We start from the raw sequence: 18,203 nt of genomic DNA on the forward strand, positions 1-18,203 counted from the left end.
CTCCTACTTTGTGAATATTAAAATTGTTTCTTCGGATATGGATTTTACGATTTTTTCATTTTTTGCCGGAGAAAGTGTAAGTGGTGTTTTTTTATATAATATATTTCTATTAAATTTAGAAACCATTTGTAATCCCAATTTATCCGCTATTTCTATCGTTATATTATCTAACGGTTGCATAATTGCATCTACGCTTCGATTCCCTACTGTCATTATTAAATATCCATCTTTTGCTAAGCAACTTTCCATGGATTTCAACGCAATATAATAATCTTCAAAAAAATTAATTACTTTACCCCTCTTATCTACAGATATTTCATTTAAATATTCATTAAGTAATTGTATGTCCTTTGTATTACAAGCTTCCCTTTTTTCTCCACCAATGCTAATTTTATCTATTGTAGAATATGTTTCTAAAACAGATGGTTCACACGACAAATCTTTATTATCAATCCATTTCAGGGATAAAATTGAGGCTTGACCATATGTGACCGTTGTAGAATTATCACCATATGGAGGAGATGTGCAGATGATTTTAAACTTCTCATTTAGCTTATGTTGCATAACTTCACAACAATCACCATAAATAATTTTCACTCTGTTTTTTTCTTCATAATTTAATAAACTAGCATTTTCTTTAACTTTACCAATAAAAAATCCAATACAATCATCCTGTATAAGATTTATTTTTTCTTCAGGTAAAATATGCAATTTAAAAGTACTTGTTCTGTCATTACTAAATTTAAATATTGTTTCCGATAAACAAATCCACAAAAACTTCCTAATACTTACATCTTCCTCAGCAATGATACATTGTCTAATTTTACTCAATGACTGAATTATGTCTTTTCTAAACCACTTTTCTATGTTATAAAAGTAATGCTCTTTAAAATTTTGCTCTTGATTTAAATTATTTTCTATTTTAGCAATTGCAGATAACATCTTCTCACGATTATATACATTCGTTTTTACATATGATAATAAAGTTGCATAAGGATTGATATCTATGCCTGTTGAATCAATCCCTAAATCTTGTGCAATTACTAAAGTGGTTCCTGAACCACAAAATGGGTCTAATAATTTAATATTATTATCTTTAATTTGTTTTACAATTATATTCAATAACTCATATTGCATATCCGGAACCATTGTAGCAGGATACTTTCCTATATTATGTATCCCTGTTTTAATTTTCCCTTTAAAATCCCAATATCCCTCCGGGTATTTATTTAATTCTCCAATAATATCTTTCATAATAAGCTCCTACTTCCATCTACAATCTATCGATATAATAGTTGTAGGCATCCCTATAATTTGTAATATAAAGCTTAAATTCAACAACTCCCTTTTGAACCTATTTTTTCTCGCTTTTCGTATCAAAACAGTATCACTAAGGAGCTTTTTGCTCCAATAAAACGTCGAAACGCTGTCTTTTAAACAGTTTTATAGCAGAAACATACTTGCTTCTGTTACTCAAACTCGCCGAAACAACTTTGATGCTGAGTGGTTTTGCTTGTAACTTCTGTCTTTTACAGTTCACTTTTGAACTGTTTTATTTCCTTTCTTTCCACTTTTGAGGCTTTTGGTTGTCATTTGGTTGTCGCTTTGACAACCGAATGACAACCGATATGCTAGATTATCCTGTGCCGAATTCCTATCACCGGCGCCACTAAAAGAATCATCAAATCTTCTTAAGTTCAATGCCATATCCAATTCCCGTCAGATATTTGATCAGAGAGTTAATCGTCGCCCCTGCTCCCTTCTCGATCCGGCTGACAGCCTGCTGAGAGATACCAGCAGCCGCAGCTACATCTGTCTGTGTCATACGCTCTGCTTTTCTCATCTGAACCAATTGCTGTTGCAGCGCAATCTTGGCCTGAAACTCCTCGTATGCCTTCCTAGCCTCTTCATTACTGGAAATCAGATCATTTAATTTTGCTTTTTCCTCATCTAAATTTGCTTTTACAAATGCCATACTACTCACCTCTATCACAGAAGACCTGCAGCCTTTGCTCTCTTTTTTGCTTTTTCCAATTCCTGCTTTTCCGCTTTGCCCTTCTGCTTCTTACAGATATGTAGCATATAGACCGAATTCTTATCTTGTATGACATACATAATCCGTTCCTGCGATATTTTTATTTCCCAAAGCTTCTTGTACAGCTGCCGCGTCACAATTAAAGAAAACGCTTCCACTCCCTTGTCCCGAATCAGCTGTCTTGCTGCATAAATCTCAGTTTTGGAAGTCACAGGCAGGGCATCAATATATTCCTCAATCAAGTTCTTTCCACCAGAAGTGGTGTAATCATATATATTCATCTTGCTTAAAGAATACATTGATTTTAATGTATTGTCAAGCACGCCTTATATCGTCTGAATAGAAAAGGAGCACAGAGAAATCTCTCCATGCTCCGAAAATCCACTTGATTCTTGCATTCAGGCATCCTCACCCTCAGCTTCGTCTGAACTCCTGAATATACTGATCCAGCTTCTCCCTTTCGATCAACGGTGGCGCGCCGTAAATGTGGTAGATTGCGTCCGCTTCCCTGGCAAGTCTCCTGATATGAACCAGACCCAGGTTATAGTAATCGCAGGCCTCACTGAACCGCAGGAATAGTTTCTCACTTGCTGTTGGATCTTTTCGCCTACCAATACTTCCATAAAAATTTATTTCAAGTCCCATAACCATTCTCTCCTGTTCCTGCCGTAGCGGATCATCAATGTCTGTGCTGCACTTCTGATCACTTTGATCCGGATTCTGGCAATCTTGTTCTTCGCTGACTGATACTGGATTCGATATTCATCCGCAATACTGTCTACCGTTCGTTTCCCATTCAGATAATCAATGAACAGATCCTCCTCTTCCGGCTTCAATATGTGCAAAGCCTCACGGATCTGCGCGCAGTCAAACTTCATATCTTTCACAATATTCCAATCCTGTATGTGCTAATTCGGCTGATCCACATGCCGCAGCAAAGTTCGGATATCGCCACGCTGAAAGGTCTGATCCATTTCCAACCCCCGCATCGCCTGTTCCATCGTGGGATCTGACCAAAACCCGGTTTGTACTCGTTCACCCGGCTCGCCCCGACTCTTGCGGATATTAAAGGCCGCTTCCTCCTGAATGGCAATCTTCATCTTGTTCTCATAATCCCCGACAATCCTCTGCATACTGGTGTAGTGTCTGAGAATGTACTGGATTCTTACCTCCGGACCCGCTCTTTCGTAGTGCCTCAGCTTTGTACGATATTCATAAAAATCCGCTTCGGATCCCATCGCATACCTCCTTGTGATGTCCTCCAAAGCCGCGCGCTGCTCTGTGTTTCAGAACACATTTATCGTACCGTTTTTCATCCCCTCCGTCGTTACCTCAATGTGCAACAAAAGGTTGCTTATCTGGCACCCCGTTTTATTCCAGTCCCCGAAGTGTGAGCAGCATGGTGATTGCAGCGTCCAGGGTTTTATCCAGAGTCATACTCTGCAGGATCTTCTCTGCCTGCAGAAGTTTTGCTCCTCTTTCCGGGATTTGACCGGCAAGAATGTAGTCCGTGGATGTACCAAAGGCCTTTGCCATACAGACAAATTGTTCCGGTGTCGGCGTTGTTTTATCTGACTCGTACTTGGAAACCGATGATTTATTCTCCAACTGCAGAAGGTCTGCCAGCTGCTCCTGTGTCATGCCAGCACTCTTTCTCAGTTCTCTGATCCTGCCTCCAATCGTCTTGCCTCTCTGTTGTTCATCTCTACTTCCGATTCGCATTTCCTCTCCTTTCCGGGAGCTTGATGCAAAACAGAAGCCCTTCAAAAATATGTTTGTTTTAAGCGTTTGTCCCTAAAAAATGCGATACTCGCACGCAAAAAAAGAAGCCCGCAAAACACCACTGAATTTTCTGTAAGCACGACTTTCGTGCTCACAGCTCAGCTTCCATTTTGCAGGCTCCTCTGAATCCTTTTTGAATACACTGTTTCCGGTCAATACATCTGTTAAGAAGGCTCTGCCTTCCAGGTTGCCCGTGTACCGATTCGTACAGCTCTTACAAACTCTTGATATTCACGCGTTCCACCCATTCGTTTCCTCCTTGAACGCCTGTCAGAGAACTGCACCTGCGCTTCCTGCGTCAGGCTTTTCTTACGGCAGTCCTCCCGCGACCGATTCGGCTCCCTCCGGGAATATCTCACCATATTCTATTGTCAAATATTCCGACGGCCTCTTACGCCTGTCCTTTCAGATCATCCTCGGGACTTTTCGTTCGACGAACCAGAGACCGTTTCCCTCATAATAAAGACTTACGGATGATCCCTGAATCCGGCACTCATACCGAAGACCTGCGCCACCTGCTTTCCGGCTGGCCATGCGCTGCACGCTCCGTACTCGGTCGATCTCATAGACCCTGCCATCTTCCCAGCGGATACTCTTTGGCGTGAGCATTCCATCCTCCGTGAAATCTGCTGTCACCCCAACATAAGCCTTATACGGATTCTCTTTTGTCACCTCCGGTCGCTTCTCATACAGAGGAACTTTGCCATCTTCCCCTGCTTTCTCCTGATGATAGTCGTATACTCCCATACCATCTCAACTCCTTCCTTATGCCTGCAGTAGCCGCTCTGCACCACTCCGGTTGCCGCGCTCCAGATACGAGTGCGGATGAATCATGTGGTCATCCGCCTTTGCGTTGAGTGAGGACAGATAGGGATCCTGCGTCATAATTCCCCGCGATACCGCGTAAAAGCCAAACCTGCCTCTGATCCTGTCCACCATCCGATCTGCCAGAAAGAGCCTCTCCCGCCGCCCTTCGTCCACGAACAGATCCAGCTGTCTGGGAGCAGTCTCCGGCAGCAAGTCTCCTACCCGAATTCCGAGGCTGCGGATTGACTGATTCCAGCGGTACAGCCTCGTGAAAAGATCAGCTGCCGCCTTCTCGATTTCTTCCGAAATGTTGGTGGGAACGCGCAGCTTTTTCTGCTGATGAAAGCCCAAAAGTTCACTGTCTCTTACATAGACCTCCACCACCTGACCGATAAAGCCGTTCTCTTTCAGCCTGCTGGCAACGCTCTCCGAGAGCAGGTAGAGGACCAGCTTCACATCCTCGTTGTTCACCAGATCCCTTGGTGTAGTCGTACTGTTGCCGATGCTCTTGATGGGTGCTTCAACCCAACCTCGCTGACCGGCGTCTGATCCTCTCCTCTGGCAAAAACAGAGAGCATGAGTCCGACTTTACCGAACCACTCCTTCAGGATCTGAGAATCTGCTGCAGCGAGATCCCCAATGGTCCGGATGCCGATGAAAAGATGACAGGTCTTAGTTACGTCCAGCCAGCATTCATCCAACCCGAAGCTCTCCACCTGATCCGAATAGTCATGATAAATCGCCCTTGCCATACGAGAAAATCGGATGTAGAGATCCATCCTGGGCGACACAAATACAAGATCCGGACAGGCCTGCCTTGCCTGTCAAAGTGCCATACCGGTCTTGACGCCTCTTCTTTTTGCCGGATAATTGGCTGTCAGCACGATGCCATGCCGTTCCTTTTCATCTCCTCCGACCGCCAGCGGCTTGTCCGCAAGCTCCGGATGATGCAGCATCTCTACGGATGCGTAGAAACAGTTGCAGTCACTGTGTAGAATAATTTGATCCATGGATGCCCTTCCTTTCTTACTGTTCGTCCTGTCTGCCAGCATCGTCTGGGAAGACCTCGTGAATGATCATCCGCCCGCCTTTGACCGTCACTCTCATATAGCTCCCGCAGAGCGGACACTTCACCACACTTTCACCCTTGACCACGTAGCCAAGCATCGTCCCGTCCTTGATACAACACGCGGCAAATGCGCCGTATCTTCCATTTTTCCCTGCCACTGCAGCCTGTATTGTCATTGAACATTCTCCTCGTTATGTGCAATATACGATTTGACCGTCTCTTACCGGAAAGGGAAACGAACCGACGAGGGGTCCTGCCTGGCAGACCAGTTCCGAATGTGCGCTCCTGCACGGTCTGCGTAAACAGAGATGAATATCAGAGTATGCGGCTTAGCTGATCTTTTTTGCTCTTTTACCGTTCCATCTGATGCCCGTATCATAGTTCTGTTTTCATTCGATTTTAATCATCATTTACGTTGAATATCGTATTTAAATTGATTTTATGTTTTGTATGTGATATCCTGTACATGAGAAATCCATACTAATCAGCAGATGGAATAAAACGCCGGAACAGGCGACAGAAAAGAGAGGTTCTACCATGGCATCCATTGGCAGTATCATCACAAAATATCGCAAAAACGCAGGACTGAATCAAATCGAACTCGCAAAGCGGCTCACCGACGCGGGATGCCCGACGACCAACAAGGCACTCTCCGCATGGGAGAGGGACAAGGCAGAGCCCAGCGTCAGCACGCTGCTGCACCTCTGCCTGATCCTGCAGATCCCGGACATTTACGAGGAATACTTCGGCAGCAATCCGAAGAATCCCCTGAGTACACTAAACGACAGCGGCAAAGAAAAGGTGCTCGACTACATTGAGCTGCTGCACCTTCGTTCCTGCTACGTGAAAGAGCGCAAGGTCATCCCGTATGTTCCCCGCAGGCGCACGCTTCACCTGTATACGACAAGCGTATCTGCCGGAACCGGAAATTTCCTTGATGACGGACAGTATGAAGAGATTGAAGTTGGGGAAGAAATTCCGGAGATTGCCGATTATGGTGTTCGGATTAGCGGAGACAGCATGGAACCGCAGTTCATCGACCTTCAGGTTGTCTGGGTGCACAGTCAGGAGACACTGCAAGATGGCGAGATCGGCATCTTCTATCTCAACGGCATGTCCTACTGCAAGCGGCTGGAGCACATCCGAAACGATGCCTTTCTGATCTCCTTAAATAAAAAATACGCACCGATTCCGGTGCGTGAGGACGACAGCTTCCGAACCTTCGGCAAAGTGGTTCGGTAACCAATGACAGAAGATAACGTGATGAGAGGAGGGGGTGCAGACTATGGCGGTACAGAATCATCTCAAGGAATGTCGCCTGGCTTCCGGCCGAACACAGGGTGAAGTCAGCCAGGCTATCCAGGCAAACATCAATACGATCAGCCGCTATGAGCTTGGCGAGAACTGCCCTTCTCTGGAGATGGCCCTCCGGCTCGCAGCCTACTATCAGAAGACAATAGAGGAGTTGTTTGAGCTGGAGGATGGGAATCAAAAAGGATAGCAGAAGGTCATTCTACTCAATCATTGATTGCTGCCTTCTCATAAATCACATCTGTCAGGGAATACTCCAGTAATTCTTCCGGCTTTCTCCCCGGATTGATCCAACTGTCTATCATCTGTTCCGGCATAATAAGCGGCATACGATCATGAATAAATCGAATTTTCTCTCCCGGCTCGCGTGTCAGAATCACAAAGTGCGGAAGCCCCTCTTCGATCCGGTATAAACCACAAAGCCATGTCACTGTGCTACCCTTGGACTGAATCATATATTTGTCACCGGTATGCTTTTTCCCATCATTCCCCAAGTGATGCTCCCATTCAAAATACCAGGAGGCAGGAACAATGCAGCGATGCTTCAACCAGTCCTCTTTGAAGGTCGATTTTTCCGCTGCCGTCTCAGCCCTTGCGTTAATCAACAGTGTTTTTCCGGAATAGCCTCATTGCATAGGGAATACAGCTCTTGTCCCGGATCGGTTCGGCGCAATAACAGGAACCACATCCGTCGGACACATTTCACCGTATGTTTTCACAGTGTTCATTTGGTGCCATTTCCTGACCAGCGGCGAACGATTCATTTCTTCTACAATCCCCCTCAACTCAGGAGATTCTTCTGTCCAGTACCGGTCGCACATACGAAATATCCTTTCCTAGTAATACGATTTATTTTATTATTTGATCCTTCACCTGAAAAATTATCCGATGCTGTATTTCTGTGTGGCATCCGCTCATCAATATTATTCCGAAGGATCAGCCGTACTGTATTCGAACCTTCGATATACTCCGGTGCCGGAAGTCCAGCATCCTCCATATCGGAATGAATTTTTTTCACGCCCCCATTCAAATTCCGTCATCACACGGGAAATCCGCTTATTACGAGAGAACCGTGTACATGAAATGTTGTCTGACGTCACGATATCCGAAAACCGTCCCGGACTCTCAATCTCCAGCCTGTCATCGTACATGCTGACCTTGATGAACTGTCCGGTCGCAGCCCAGTCCCGATGGGCAACGGCATTGATGATTCCTTCATACCATGGAAATTCTGGGTATTCCGGCGTCTCGATAAACCGTCCACTTTTGTGGTCCTGATGGGTAAACTCCTGCAACTGATTCGCAATGTACGTTTTTGAGTCATCAATTCAATTAGCCGCAGAATCGGCTCATCAATACTTTTATCTTTCACGACGTTATAATCCGCCCCGAAATGCACCTCGCAGCCAGCAATCCGGATGAAGCGGACCTTGAAATACGTGGCGTCGACTGTGCGGAGCAGGACGCTATTGTTCAAGCAATTGTGGATACCCGCATTCAATTTCGATGGTGCTGTAATTCGATTTTATTATGTATTCCTGTATATATTCATTTGTCATCGAATCAATGTACTGCAGAGAAAAAGAGACACCACCTTGAATATTATCTTTGTTTAGAACGAAGAACGTATATGCATTTTCTCCAACATTAATAACTTTGTTAAATGTATACCCACCAACATTAAACCCGGTGTAGATGACTAATGTTTTTGCAAACCCGTTTCCTATATTCTTAATGGTTACATTGATCGTTTTCTGTTTTCCTTTATCATCCGTTCGATCTCCAAGGCTAAAGCCATTGCTTAGCCCATGCCTTGGATCTTGCCCGAGTTCGACTAAAAGAAATGGCTGTACCGCCGCTCTTTCTTTCTGTGCATCTGATTCTTTGTAATATCTGATCGTATAGAAGACTCCAAGGAAAGCAAGTATGCCAGAGGCCACGCCGCCGATGATGCCACCCCAGTATGATGCTACTGATGCTGCCCATGTTCCTTCTTGCCCAAGAACAACGCAATGTCTGATAGCCGCTTCAATACCGATCGATGCAAGAGTTACAACCGCAATAGCGATAAGAAGGAAAACAATTACCCCCAAAAGAGCATTTCTGCTCTTTCTCTTTTCTTTTCCTGGCTCAATAGGCTTTCCAAAGCGCTTCATTTCAATTTTCATGGCGTCGTCCTCGGCACAGCTATACACACATCCAGCAATTTATGAAGATATGAAATCTGAGTTAAGATATCCACTGCATCTTTCTCATTCACATCCCAGTGAATCCTCAGTTCATGAGCAGTAACATTTCTGACCATGTGAATCACGCCACAGAGCATTTCCTTAAGCCCATTTTGCTGATTCTGTTCACTGCTGGTTCGCAATGAATTATATGCTATATACGGACTACCAACTGCAAAAGCCGTATTGAATAATGTTGCTCCGTCTGTTGTTAACCCAGACATCGTTCTTACACGATCACATAGGCTCTTCGCTGCTTCCTGAACAGCATGAAAATAATCCTGTGCCAACAATTCGTCTCGACAACATTTCAGCACCTCTGGATGCGCTCCGTAGCCAGTCATCTTTTCACGCAGTTCTTTTGTTCGCCGCTGAACTTCTCCAAGTGACTGGGCTTTTGAAATCGAATGAAACTGTCCATCGTCCCTTATTTCAATGCCTATTAGCATCAGAACCATGTTAAGTTCGAGCCTCATCCAGTTATATCGCTTGGGGTTCTGCAAACCTTGTGCCGGGTTCATGCAATACTGTATAAATTGGTAAACAGCATTCGTAGAACCACTATTGTTCACCGCCTTGCAGAAAGCATTATAAAGACGTTTCCACTTTGTCACTCCTTGATCCGGGTCATCCATATGACATTGGGCAAGGTTATGGCCTATCTCGAAGCCCTTCAAGCCCTTCTCATCACCATCGGTGTTACCCATGATGCGAGCAATCTGTTCAATTTGATTCGGTGTTAGTCGAGGTAGTGCCATCTAATACTTCCCTTCTGATAAAGCTTACACCCGCTTTTTTCATTAACCGCCATTGACCTGGTAAACTGCCCCAAGTTAAAGCTTCATAGCAGAACAGCCAGTAACGATCCATGTCCGTGTTTTTCAGTTCCATAGCTACTTTATTAAGCGGCTTGACCTGCGTTGCATCTCTATTCCCGTGATTCTGCTTCATGAAGTATATCCATGCCATAATTAGCAGCAGACAATCTCTGCTCTTGATTACATAGTCTTGTGCTGCACTATAATTGTTTTCAAAAGCATCAAGCACAAAACCAAATCTGACTGCAAAATAAATCGAATAACACAGGCTCTCGTAGTCATTTAACTTGACTGCATCTCGATAGATTGTATCTGAAAGCGCTTTGATATCACTTATATCCACTTCATATGGTGTGAGCACATATTCTTCCATCAAATGCAAGAGATAAGGATAAAGCGTTGCCATATGTATGAACCGTTTTGCCGCCAGCCTTTTTCCATTGGCAGAGAGTTTTAATCCTTTCAGTTTTTTGATAGCATAATTGATTATTGCGAAATCGCCTGTTTCTGTTGCCAGCATTAAAGCTGTATCAATAAACGTGTTTACCTGTGGATACTCAACCACTCCTGACTCACCCACCTTGGGCAAATCACTCAGTTGATGTTTCCAGTTTTTCTCTAAACCAATAGGAAGCTCAACAATCTTTGTTTTTTTATGATTCAAAGGCAAATCGAATTCACGAAGAGCTTCTTCAAGATCTCTTAGAAATCGTTGCGCCTCATCATAACTGTCAACATAGCAGTCATAATCATCTATGTTCCTAGCATAACGATAGCCCTTATCATAGAGCTTCTTATCTATCACCGTCAGAATAATCTCTGAAAGCAGGTTTGAAGCATGCGGTCCGATAAGAAGCCCATGCGTTTCACCGTTGCGCATATCTGAACACGCCTGATCAATCCTGTTATACCAAGTGTCGTCGTGAATTGTTTTCTTCGCTTTCTCTTTCCCCACCAATGCCCACGGAATTGAATGCGTGTAAATGCTGGGGAAGCACGTGGAGACATCAGCTTTAACAATGAAGCGGCTCGTCCCTTTGTCAAGTATCAACAGGTTTAACTCTGGGTTACCATCTACTCGCCAGTTTTTATAATTCATCTCAAAGATACGTTTTTCGTTGTATTCTTTGCGAACATGGATTCGGCTGACGCGGTAAATCTGCCCATCCGTCTGCGCGTGGAAGTGGGCGCGTAACTTCTCCCAGTCATTCCTAAGCTCATAACACACTCTTTGGTACTTAAATGGATTTGGTATTCCCATGAGCCGAGGTATGCTGATATTACGCATTACCCGAAAGGTTATGTATTCATTCCAGCCTGTTTCAAGCGGAATGAATACTATTTTACAATAATTGAAGAAAGGAACAGCGGTAAATACTGGTGGTAGCTTTTCAGCAAAGAAACCATATGCGAGAAGCCCTTCGTAGAGTTCATCGGGAGAAATCTCATCCATAAAATCTGTATACTTTTTATCCACTGGTGTAATTACCGATGCCATACGAGGATGCTCCTTTCTTTCAGCGACTTATTGTTATATCCATCAAAAACTCATCTCTTACTTATGTAAAACAGTAGTCACCTGGATACTTCCATGTAAACGTGTTCTTCAGTGCGATTATATTCCCGGAAGCCGCACTTCTCATAAACATGTATCGCTCTGGTGTTATCCCTTTCTCCATTGTCAAGAATGACACCCTTTTCCTCAACCAACCATTTTAGATAAGCCGGCTTCTTCATTTAGTCCCCCAAAAAATCTTATTACACTCTCTTCAGCTATTCGCCTGAAACATGTTCACCAATTCCTCCTTCAACGTCCCGTCTTTTGCATATTGCAGCGTGTCGCACAGCTTGATGTTGTTCTTGCTGATATGAATCGTGTCACTGAATCCAAGAATGTAACGTAAGCAGATGCGATAGATAATCTCTGTAGGCGCACAGCCATACACCTGCTTAGCAAAGATATGATTCAGCCTCTCCACATTGTCTGGAAATAAAGTTTTCATCCTGTTGCTCTGGTAAAGGCGCGTCACGATTTCCGTTATGTACATTCCCGATTTCATATAGAGATCTGCAAACGTTGCTTCCAGGTCATCAAAGCATCCCGGATTTTCCTGTTCAAGCCGATCTACCATATCTTTTACGACACGTTTAGGAGTGAAGATCTGATTCGTTCTCTGCGGCGGAATATAATCGAAGATGTCCCCCTTATGATCCGTCTCGAAATAGTTTGCAAGTTCCGTGCGCTTTTTCATAAACTCCTGAACGGCATCATTAAATACAACTTCATCAAATAAATGACCGTCAAAATGTTTTTTCTTCCCGTTTTCGCTCGTATAGTCGCCTCCGTCGCGCAATAGACGGAACTGTTCAAGCGTCACGCCCTGCCCGTTTTGCAGATTAACTGTCACCTCCCAGAACACATTTTCCGGCACGAGTGAATCAAAATTCGCAAGGGTAGTGTTTTCTTCACCATAGGCCATAAGGAAGGCCGGTATCGTCCTTGAGAATCCACGCAGATGATCTCTTACACTGCCTTCGATAGAATCCTTTTCCTTGTTTAGCTTCTCCGTCTCAACTGTTTCAACAATGGTTTCCGCTGCTTTCTTAACAGTTTCATCTCTGCTGAGCTTCTGGTGTATCTCATTCACCATATTCTGAAAATCATCGTGACGACGCTGCTCATATTCGTCTTTCAGATTCTGAATTGCGGTCATCGTCGCACCAGATTTCTGTGCTTCCGTGATTTTCTCTTTCCGCTCCTTCTCAAGCTGATTATTTCGTATGGTATAATCACCATATACCCGATTTACGACAGACTCTGTCGTTTCGTGTATCTTCCGTTCCAGCTGATTTTGAGTAGACTTACTCAAGTCTTTTCCGTACTGTTGCCTGGCTGTATTCATGAGTGTATCTGCAACCGGCTTACTAAAGGTATTCCGCAGCGTTTCCACTTCAATTTTTTTTGAGTCAGGGTGATTGGCATACTCTTTGGTGACATCCCTAGCAACCTGCTTAAGTCGATCATCCACATCACTATAGACTTTTTCGCCGAACAGATCACTTGCAGTACCGATTACCTGTTCTGTCGGGATCTCCACCTTTCCCTCATGATTCAAATTCAAATCACCGGCTGTATTCTCATCAATTCCAACCGGATTGAGCTTCTTGGGCTGCTCGAGTGCCTGCATGTTGTTGATAATGTCGATAATCTCTTTCGGTGCGCCAAAGATTCCAGATATGTTCGCGAACAGGAAGTTTGACATGAAGCCACGTTCCACAACTTCCTTTGCATGAATATGGCGCGGAATCGTGAGAACAGATTCTGCATCCAACTCGACCATGCTTCCATTGTCATCCTCTCCATAAACAGGGAAGAAATTTAAAAGCTCTCGAACATGCTGCTTGCGCTCATCGAAATCACCCTTATCCCCGGAAGTTTCCGGAATCAGATCATTTGCAAACTGTTCAAAGATTGTGAGGGTTCTCGCCGGATCAAAATCAAAGACGTATGCATTTTTCTTACGATAGGAGTTCCCTTGTGTATCATGGAACAGACAAGGATTCTGCGCACGGAACGCAGCCTGCATATAAAGAGCAGGACTAGCCATATTGGAAAGCATCAGAACAGCTGTCCACTCAGGAATGGTCACTCCTGTCGTAAGCTGTCCAACAGAAAGCGTAATGGTCTTATCATAGGTGTTAATCGCTTTTGTTACACGGTCAAAAGACTTCTCGTTCTCGTCCGCTTCATCCAGCTTACCATCTCCCGCCGCCAGAATAATTTCATAATCCTTAAAGATGGGATGCAACTCCAGCTTCTTTGCAAGTGCCTTGGCACTCGCGACGCGATTCAAGAGCCAAAACGTATGTTTCAGCTCATCGCGCAATTCCGGAGTTGAGAACGGGAACTTCTCCTGCGTCGTCAATGCATCCAGGAATTTATTGACATCCTCATCGTGAACAAATTTGCCGGACTCATTTGTCTGAAAGAACTCATTCAGATCGAATGCATACTCTTCAATCTCATTGTCTGCGAGTTCAATTCCCTGTTTAACCTTATCGCGGATGAGATCCGACATCTGGTAGGTAAACAGAGAGAGTCTGGGCAAATCCTCGTATGGATTTTCAAGTTCGCTGGAATTATCCCAGTCGCGCTTTTTCTTCTGCTCATCAGCATAAGTCCAGTTATAGATTGCCTCTGATGGGAACTTATCATTTGCGAGAGCCTTAAATGGAGTGCCTGACAGATGCAGGGTATACTTGCGCCTAATATGATTGAAGGCAGTATCAGTCTTATAGGTATCGACGCCCTCATGTGCCTCATCGACAATCAGAATATCCCAGAGTAAGCCTTTATCATGCCCGAAATCATCGGTAGCATCACTTACCTCTTCCAATTTATCGAATTGGCCTCCGAAATAGATCGATCCCTTCAGATCCTGAAGGCTTACAAATTCAATACAGCCTTTAACCTTATCAGCCTCATCCTCTCGTATTTTTTGCAGGTATACATCCCGGTTATAGACATATTTTCGATCTTTAATTCCATCGACGTTGCTCACAAAATAGAGTCCAGACTGAACGCCGAAAAAGGTCTCATAGTCGGAATACCAGGAATTGGCGATGGCCGGACGGTTAGTGACAATCAGGATGTTCGTAGCTCCAAGCCTTTTGCAAAGATCATAGGCAGCCAGGGTCTTTCCAAAGCGTGGCTTGGCATTCCACAAAAATTCTCCCTTGGCATGGGTCTGGAAATACGCCAATGCTTTCTCTACTGCCTGATTCTGTTCGTCACGAAGTGCGTATGGGATCACCGCATCATTATCCTCTGCACTGACAACACCGTGATTCTGCGTGAAATCCACAAAGTCCCCACGAGCTGCATTGGGTTCGATTTGAAACCACTCTGTACCTGCTTCACACACAACATCCAGTTTCTTCAAATAAGCATGAAAATCTTTATCCGTGAACGTGCCGAATGGTTCTGTCATATAAGCAGCACGCAAATGCCACCAAGTCTTATGGTCAACGCCAACTGTATGTGTCTGCTCGTTGATCCGAGTCTCCACATCTCGCTCCGTAAAGCCAATTTTTGTCCACCCATCATGTGCCGGTACTCCGGGTGTCGTGTAGGCATAACATTGTGGAACAACTTTCGTAGATGTACTGATCTTGATCCCCGCCATTATGCCATCTCCTTTACGTGCGTTTCGATGAAGTCGATCTCTTTCTCATCCAGACCATATTTTTTGTAAAGCTGCAGATCAATCTCATGGACGGACTTTGTCCAATCAATATCAGAAGAGGTAGTAAAATCTTGAATAGGAACGTATTTCCAATTTTCAGGTGTCAAATGCTGTGTCTTTTTAAGAACTCCAAGTAGTGATCGCACAAATTTAGTTTTAATGTATTTGAGGCAATTTCCCGCTTCCTGTTCCGTTTTAAATTGACCAATACTTGAAAAAGTTTCTGTAGTAATGACACCTGGCTCTCCAATTATCGGTTCAGCAATGGTTTCTCCAAACTGCCCTGTTCCAGTTGCTGCAGAAATGACAACTTTAAAAGCATCAGTGTTAATGATTTTGGAAATATATTTGTCCTTAATATATCTATACACTCTTTGGTTTTTAGATCGTCCAAAAACAGTAAGATAGTGCTCTCCATCCTTGGGCTTGTTTAAAAGAAAAATACTAGTAAGTTTATCTATCACATTGGACTTAAGATCATAATCATGTCCCTTACTCATTTTTTCTTTTATACTTGGATTTTCCGTATGAAGTTCATTTGTGAAATGATATGCATAACTTGAAACGCAAATAGAGGTAAAAGATACAAAGTCTTCTACGCTCTCTATTTTATGCAATACCGAATTCATTTCTACAAACGGAGTAAATGTACCTATTGCACCAAAGTTCTGATGATGATCATGATAAGTAATCGCAACTCCACCTTTAATATCTGTATTTGGAAAAACCTTTGTGGCGTCTTCCTCATATTTCAACACTTTGAAATGCGGATCCTCTAGTTTTTTCTGATTCCACGCTTTGGGCGTAGAACCGGCATTGAAGAGAAATCTAGCCGGATGAATAAGCTCAACCTTTTCGGCCACACTATCAACAGCATCCATGAAATCGTTGTATACTGGTGCCGCATATGTTTTATTTCCATCAGCAGAAAACTCTTCCTGATACGGTGGATTCCCAATTACATAGTCAAACAGTTTCTTCCCCATGATCACTTCTCCTTCAGTGTTCTAAAAATAACCGAGTTATCTCTTCTCCAGTTATATATTTTGCAAAGTATAGTTTCGGGCTCTTCTACCGCACCAGGTTCTTCTGGATACATGTCAAGCAGGGACATTTGATGGAACTCCTCATACGGTTTTCCCAGTGGAACTGTGTCTTTCAGCCCATCCATCTGCCATATATTCCAGACAATTTTATTTGCTACCTCACGAAGCAGCTTTTCATCTGGGTCTTTCTCCCAGCGTTCCCGATAATAGTCAACGAATGTCAGCAGCAGATTAACTCTGGCTATCAGCAAATTATCGCCTTGATATTCATAGCCATAACATGATTCAAACGCGCGTATTGTCCATTTGCACCATTCGTCATAATCGGAGGTGTTCTCATTTACAATGCGTAACTTTCGATCTAATTGACCGATCCGTCGCTTGGGCGGAACAATCAATTCACCGGTTGAAACATCATATCGTGAGACCAAATATGGTGCTTCCCCGCACGTAATTTCCAACCGCCTTGAGTCCACATAATGTTTCCAGGTTTTCCGTCTTGGAAACTCAATGAAACTTTCAATAACCTCCCAGGTATGGTCATTTTTCTCTATATTGAAGACATCTTTTCTTCCGAACCACTCCTGATCACAATAATTATTCATATAATTACAGAGCCATGCTGGCGTAAAAACCTCTGCTTTTTTTCGTGTCCGCGCCGCCTGCGCTTCCTGCGATTTTTGTATGCGCGGTTTGATAATATCGACGTGTTGCAATAGAATTGCCCGATCAATTTGTTCCTTATCTGCAAAGCCGTGCCCCAGTTCCTCGTAGGTATCTGTCGCCCAGATAATATTTTTCTTGGTTGACTTATCTATTAAAAGTAAATCAAGAAGTGACACTATAAGATTACTTCTAATATCTATTAACTTATCCACAGATCAAGCACCACTCCCTTTCTGCTATGCCTTTTTCTTTCGAGGATCTATCGGCTTTTCTGCATCTTTCGGTATCAGCCATGTTTTTCCCTTTTTCTCTGCGCCGGGTACTCTCCCCTGACTGCATAAGAAAGAGATTCTTCGGCTGGAAATCTTCCAGACTTTCGACATCTCCGCGCTGGTTATGTAATCCATCTTTTTGGTTCCTCCATACGTGTTTATGGCGCAGTTATATATGTGCTTGTCTCAAAACACAAATATGACCGTTCTATGCCCATTCAAACACTTCATATGAACTAACATTTGATTCAATGGAATTTATATCTAGTATAATCATATATCGGAATACTTTCCAGCTCTTTCTTTGCTTGAGCGACAGTTTTTATCGCCATAGCTGTTCGGATCAAAAGCGTGGCTATCGCTATTGGCAAGCACTGAGCCTACACAGAGTGTGGCTCTTTTGGAAGAAGAAGCTGCACCAACTGCAGAAGACAAATTGCACCGTCTTCAGTTCAGGGAAGCCCTGGAACTCTGGGCGCACATTCGGAAGGTCTGCGATGAAGGCAATCTTCTCGATGAAGAGTACGCTGACTGGAAGAGCAGATATCCGGATTACATCGACGAAACTGAGGAGTACGGATTTATTCCAGATCTCGGTACAGAGCAGAGTATCTCGAAGCTGTCGAAAGAAATCCCTGTGAATCATGCACCCGAAAGCCACGCAAAGCGTCCGAGGAAATCGAAGCTATCTTCCTGATCTTATTCAGTTGTTCATTACATCAAAGCTGTGGAAAGGATGTCCGAAATGGACGGAATATACAAGCAAACAAGAAATGTTCTTTACTCACTAGAATAATTCAGCGTGCCAGCCTGTTGTCATTTGGTTGTCACTGGCAAAAGAAAAGAGGCTGAAACCAGCATAAATGATATGCTCCCCATATGGTAGACATTGGAAATATCCAAAATCCACCATATGAGGAGCA

The 18,203-nt window shown here is 43.8% G+C and carries 23 protein-coding genes and 1 pseudogene; 3 read left to right on the forward strand and 21 right to left on the reverse strand.

What is annotated here, in order from left to right; genetic code table 11:
* Positions 1-3: 3 nt before the first annotated feature.
* From HMPREF1508_RS00700 to HMPREF1508_RS00745, 11 genes and pseudogenes are all read right to left on the reverse strand, one after another.
* A complete protein-coding gene (locus HMPREF1508_RS00700; protein WP_044958525.1) occupies positions 4-1,254 on the reverse strand; it encodes a DNA methyltransferase in 1,251 nt (416 codons plus the stop codon).
* Between the two features lie 427 nt (positions 1,255-1,681).
* The gene (locus HMPREF1508_RS00705) at positions 1,682-1,975 is read right to left on the reverse strand and encodes a helix-turn-helix domain-containing protein (RefSeq protein WP_044958528.1); all 294 of its coding nucleotides are present in this window, start codon (positions 1,973-1,975) and stop codon (positions 1,682-1,684) included.
* A 14-nt stretch (positions 1,976-1,989) separates the two neighbouring features.
* The gene (locus HMPREF1508_RS00710; protein WP_330365225.1) at positions 1,990-2,334 is read right to left on the reverse strand and encodes a type II toxin-antitoxin system RelE/ParE family toxin; all 345 of its coding nucleotides are present in this window, start codon (positions 2,332-2,334) and stop codon (positions 1,990-1,992) included.
* 115 nt (positions 2,335-2,449) lie between these two features.
* Positions 2,450-2,680 (reverse strand): DUF6462 family protein, encoded by a 231-nt coding sequence (locus HMPREF1508_RS00715; RefSeq protein WP_044958532.1) that lies wholly within the window; start codon positions 2,678-2,680, stop codon positions 2,450-2,452.
* Complete coding sequence (locus HMPREF1508_RS00720) at positions 2,665-2,922, reverse strand: hypothetical protein (protein WP_156923146.1); 258 nt, start codon at positions 2,920-2,922, stop codon at positions 2,665-2,667. The genes HMPREF1508_RS00715 and HMPREF1508_RS00720 overlap by 16 nt, the downstream gene beginning before the upstream one ends.
* A 21-nt stretch (positions 2,923-2,943) precedes the next feature.
* A complete protein-coding gene (locus HMPREF1508_RS00725; protein WP_044958536.1) occupies positions 2,944-3,273 on the reverse strand; it encodes a hypothetical protein in 330 nt (109 codons plus the stop codon).
* 133 nt (positions 3,274-3,406) lie between these two features.
* A complete protein-coding gene (locus HMPREF1508_RS09540; RefSeq protein WP_049906784.1) occupies positions 3,407-3,757 on the reverse strand; it encodes a helix-turn-helix domain-containing protein in 351 nt (116 codons plus the stop codon).
* A gap of 465 nt (positions 3,758-4,222) precedes the next feature.
* Positions 4,223-4,564, reverse strand: coding sequence for a hypothetical protein (locus HMPREF1508_RS10655; protein ID WP_330365226.1), 342 nt, complete (start codon positions 4,562-4,564; stop codon positions 4,223-4,225).
* 18 nt (positions 4,565-4,582) lie between these two features.
* Positions 4,583-5,095: a DinB/UmuC family translesion DNA polymerase gene (locus tag HMPREF1508_RS10660; protein ID WP_049906786.1), complete on the reverse strand. Its 513-nt coding sequence runs from the start codon at positions 5,093-5,095 to the stop codon at positions 4,583-4,585.
* A pseudogene (locus HMPREF1508_RS10665) lies at positions 5,092-5,676 on the reverse strand (DNA polymerase Y family protein). Before HMPREF1508_RS10665 ends, HMPREF1508_RS10660 begins: the two are co-directional and overlap by 4 nt.
* Positions 5,651-5,869, reverse strand: coding sequence for a hypothetical protein (locus tag HMPREF1508_RS00745; protein ID WP_044958538.1), 219 nt, complete (start codon positions 5,867-5,869; stop codon positions 5,651-5,653). The pseudogene HMPREF1508_RS10665 and the gene HMPREF1508_RS00745 overlap by 26 nt, the downstream one beginning before the upstream one ends.
* Positions 5,870-6,230: 361 nt before the next feature.
* On the opposite strand from HMPREF1508_RS00745, the gene HMPREF1508_RS00750 reads away from it, so the two are divergent.
* Both HMPREF1508_RS00750 and HMPREF1508_RS00755 read left to right on the forward strand, forming a co-directional pair.
* Positions 6,231-6,935, forward strand: a complete 705-nt coding sequence (locus tag HMPREF1508_RS00750) for a helix-turn-helix domain-containing protein (protein WP_044958540.1) — start codon at positions 6,231-6,233, stop codon at positions 6,933-6,935.
* Between the two features lie 43 nt (positions 6,936-6,978).
* Positions 6,979-7,194: a helix-turn-helix transcriptional regulator gene (locus HMPREF1508_RS00755; protein ID WP_044958542.1), complete on the forward strand. Its 216-nt coding sequence runs from the start codon at positions 6,979-6,981 to the stop codon at positions 7,192-7,194.
* A 16-nt stretch (positions 7,195-7,210) separates the two neighbouring features.
* On the opposite strand, the gene HMPREF1508_RS00760 is transcribed toward HMPREF1508_RS00755, so the two are convergent.
* The 10 genes from HMPREF1508_RS00760 to HMPREF1508_RS10485 all read right to left on the reverse strand — a co-directional run bounded on the left by HMPREF1508_RS00760 (position 7,211) and on the right by HMPREF1508_RS10485 (position 17,415).
* On the reverse strand, positions 7,211-7,609 hold the full coding sequence (locus tag HMPREF1508_RS00760) for an SOS response-associated peptidase (RefSeq protein WP_044958544.1): 399 nt from the start codon (positions 7,607-7,609) through the stop codon (positions 7,211-7,213).
* Positions 7,610-7,927: 318 nt separating this feature from the next.
* Positions 7,928-8,299, reverse strand: coding sequence for an ATP-binding protein (locus tag HMPREF1508_RS10840; protein ID WP_084640141.1), 372 nt, complete (start codon positions 8,297-8,299; stop codon positions 7,928-7,930).
* 171 nt (positions 8,300-8,470) lie between these two features.
* Positions 8,471-9,172, reverse strand: coding sequence for a hypothetical protein (locus tag HMPREF1508_RS00765; RefSeq protein WP_044958546.1), 702 nt, complete (start codon positions 9,170-9,172; stop codon positions 8,471-8,473).
* Positions 9,169-9,990 carry a TIGR02391 family protein gene (locus HMPREF1508_RS00770; RefSeq protein WP_044958548.1) on the reverse strand — a complete coding sequence of 274 codons (822 nt, stop codon included), beginning with the start codon at positions 9,988-9,990 and terminating at the stop codon, positions 9,169-9,171. The genes HMPREF1508_RS00765 and HMPREF1508_RS00770 overlap by 4 nt, the downstream gene beginning before the upstream one ends.
* Complete coding sequence (locus HMPREF1508_RS00775; protein ID WP_044958551.1) at positions 9,956-11,548, reverse strand: RNA-directed DNA polymerase; 1,593 nt, start codon at positions 11,546-11,548, stop codon at positions 9,956-9,958. The genes HMPREF1508_RS00770 and HMPREF1508_RS00775 overlap by 35 nt, the downstream gene beginning before the upstream one ends.
* Positions 11,549-11,625: 77 nt before the next feature.
* Positions 11,626-11,787: a hypothetical protein gene (locus HMPREF1508_RS10095; RefSeq protein ID WP_156923147.1), complete on the reverse strand. Its 162-nt coding sequence runs from the start codon at positions 11,785-11,787 to the stop codon at positions 11,626-11,628.
* A 32-nt stretch (positions 11,788-11,819) separates the two neighbouring features.
* Positions 11,820-15,236 (reverse strand): DEAD/DEAH box helicase family protein, encoded by a 3,417-nt coding sequence (locus HMPREF1508_RS00780; RefSeq protein WP_044958553.1) that lies wholly within the window; start codon positions 15,234-15,236, stop codon positions 11,820-11,822.
* Positions 15,236-16,282 (reverse strand): Eco57I restriction-modification methylase domain-containing protein, encoded by a 1,047-nt coding sequence (locus HMPREF1508_RS10310; protein ID WP_044958556.1) that lies wholly within the window; start codon positions 16,280-16,282, stop codon positions 15,236-15,238. The genes HMPREF1508_RS00780 and HMPREF1508_RS10310 overlap by 1 nt, the downstream gene beginning before the upstream one ends.
* A gap of 2 nt (positions 16,283-16,284) precedes the next feature.
* Positions 16,285-17,220 carry a hypothetical protein gene (locus HMPREF1508_RS10315; RefSeq protein ID WP_044958558.1) on the reverse strand — a complete coding sequence of 312 codons (936 nt, stop codon included), beginning with the start codon at positions 17,218-17,220 and terminating at the stop codon, positions 16,285-16,287.
* 24 nt (positions 17,221-17,244) lie between these two features.
* Positions 17,245-17,415, reverse strand: a complete 171-nt coding sequence (locus tag HMPREF1508_RS10485; protein WP_044958560.1) for a DNA-binding protein — start codon at positions 17,413-17,415, stop codon at positions 17,245-17,247.
* 265 nt (positions 17,416-17,680) lie between these two features.
* On the opposite strand from HMPREF1508_RS10485, the gene HMPREF1508_RS00800 reads away from it, so the two are divergent.
* Positions 17,681-17,977 (forward strand): hypothetical protein, encoded by a 297-nt coding sequence (locus tag HMPREF1508_RS00800; RefSeq protein ID WP_044958562.1) that lies wholly within the window; start codon positions 17,681-17,683, stop codon positions 17,975-17,977.
* The last annotated feature ends 226 nt before the right edge of the window (positions 17,978-18,203 follow it).

Origin of the sequence: Shuttleworthella sp. MSX8B (assembly GCF_000524295.1) — a bacterium.
GTDB classification, from domain to species: domain Bacteria; phylum Bacillota; class Clostridia; order Lachnospirales; family Lachnospiraceae; genus Shuttleworthia; species Shuttleworthia satelles.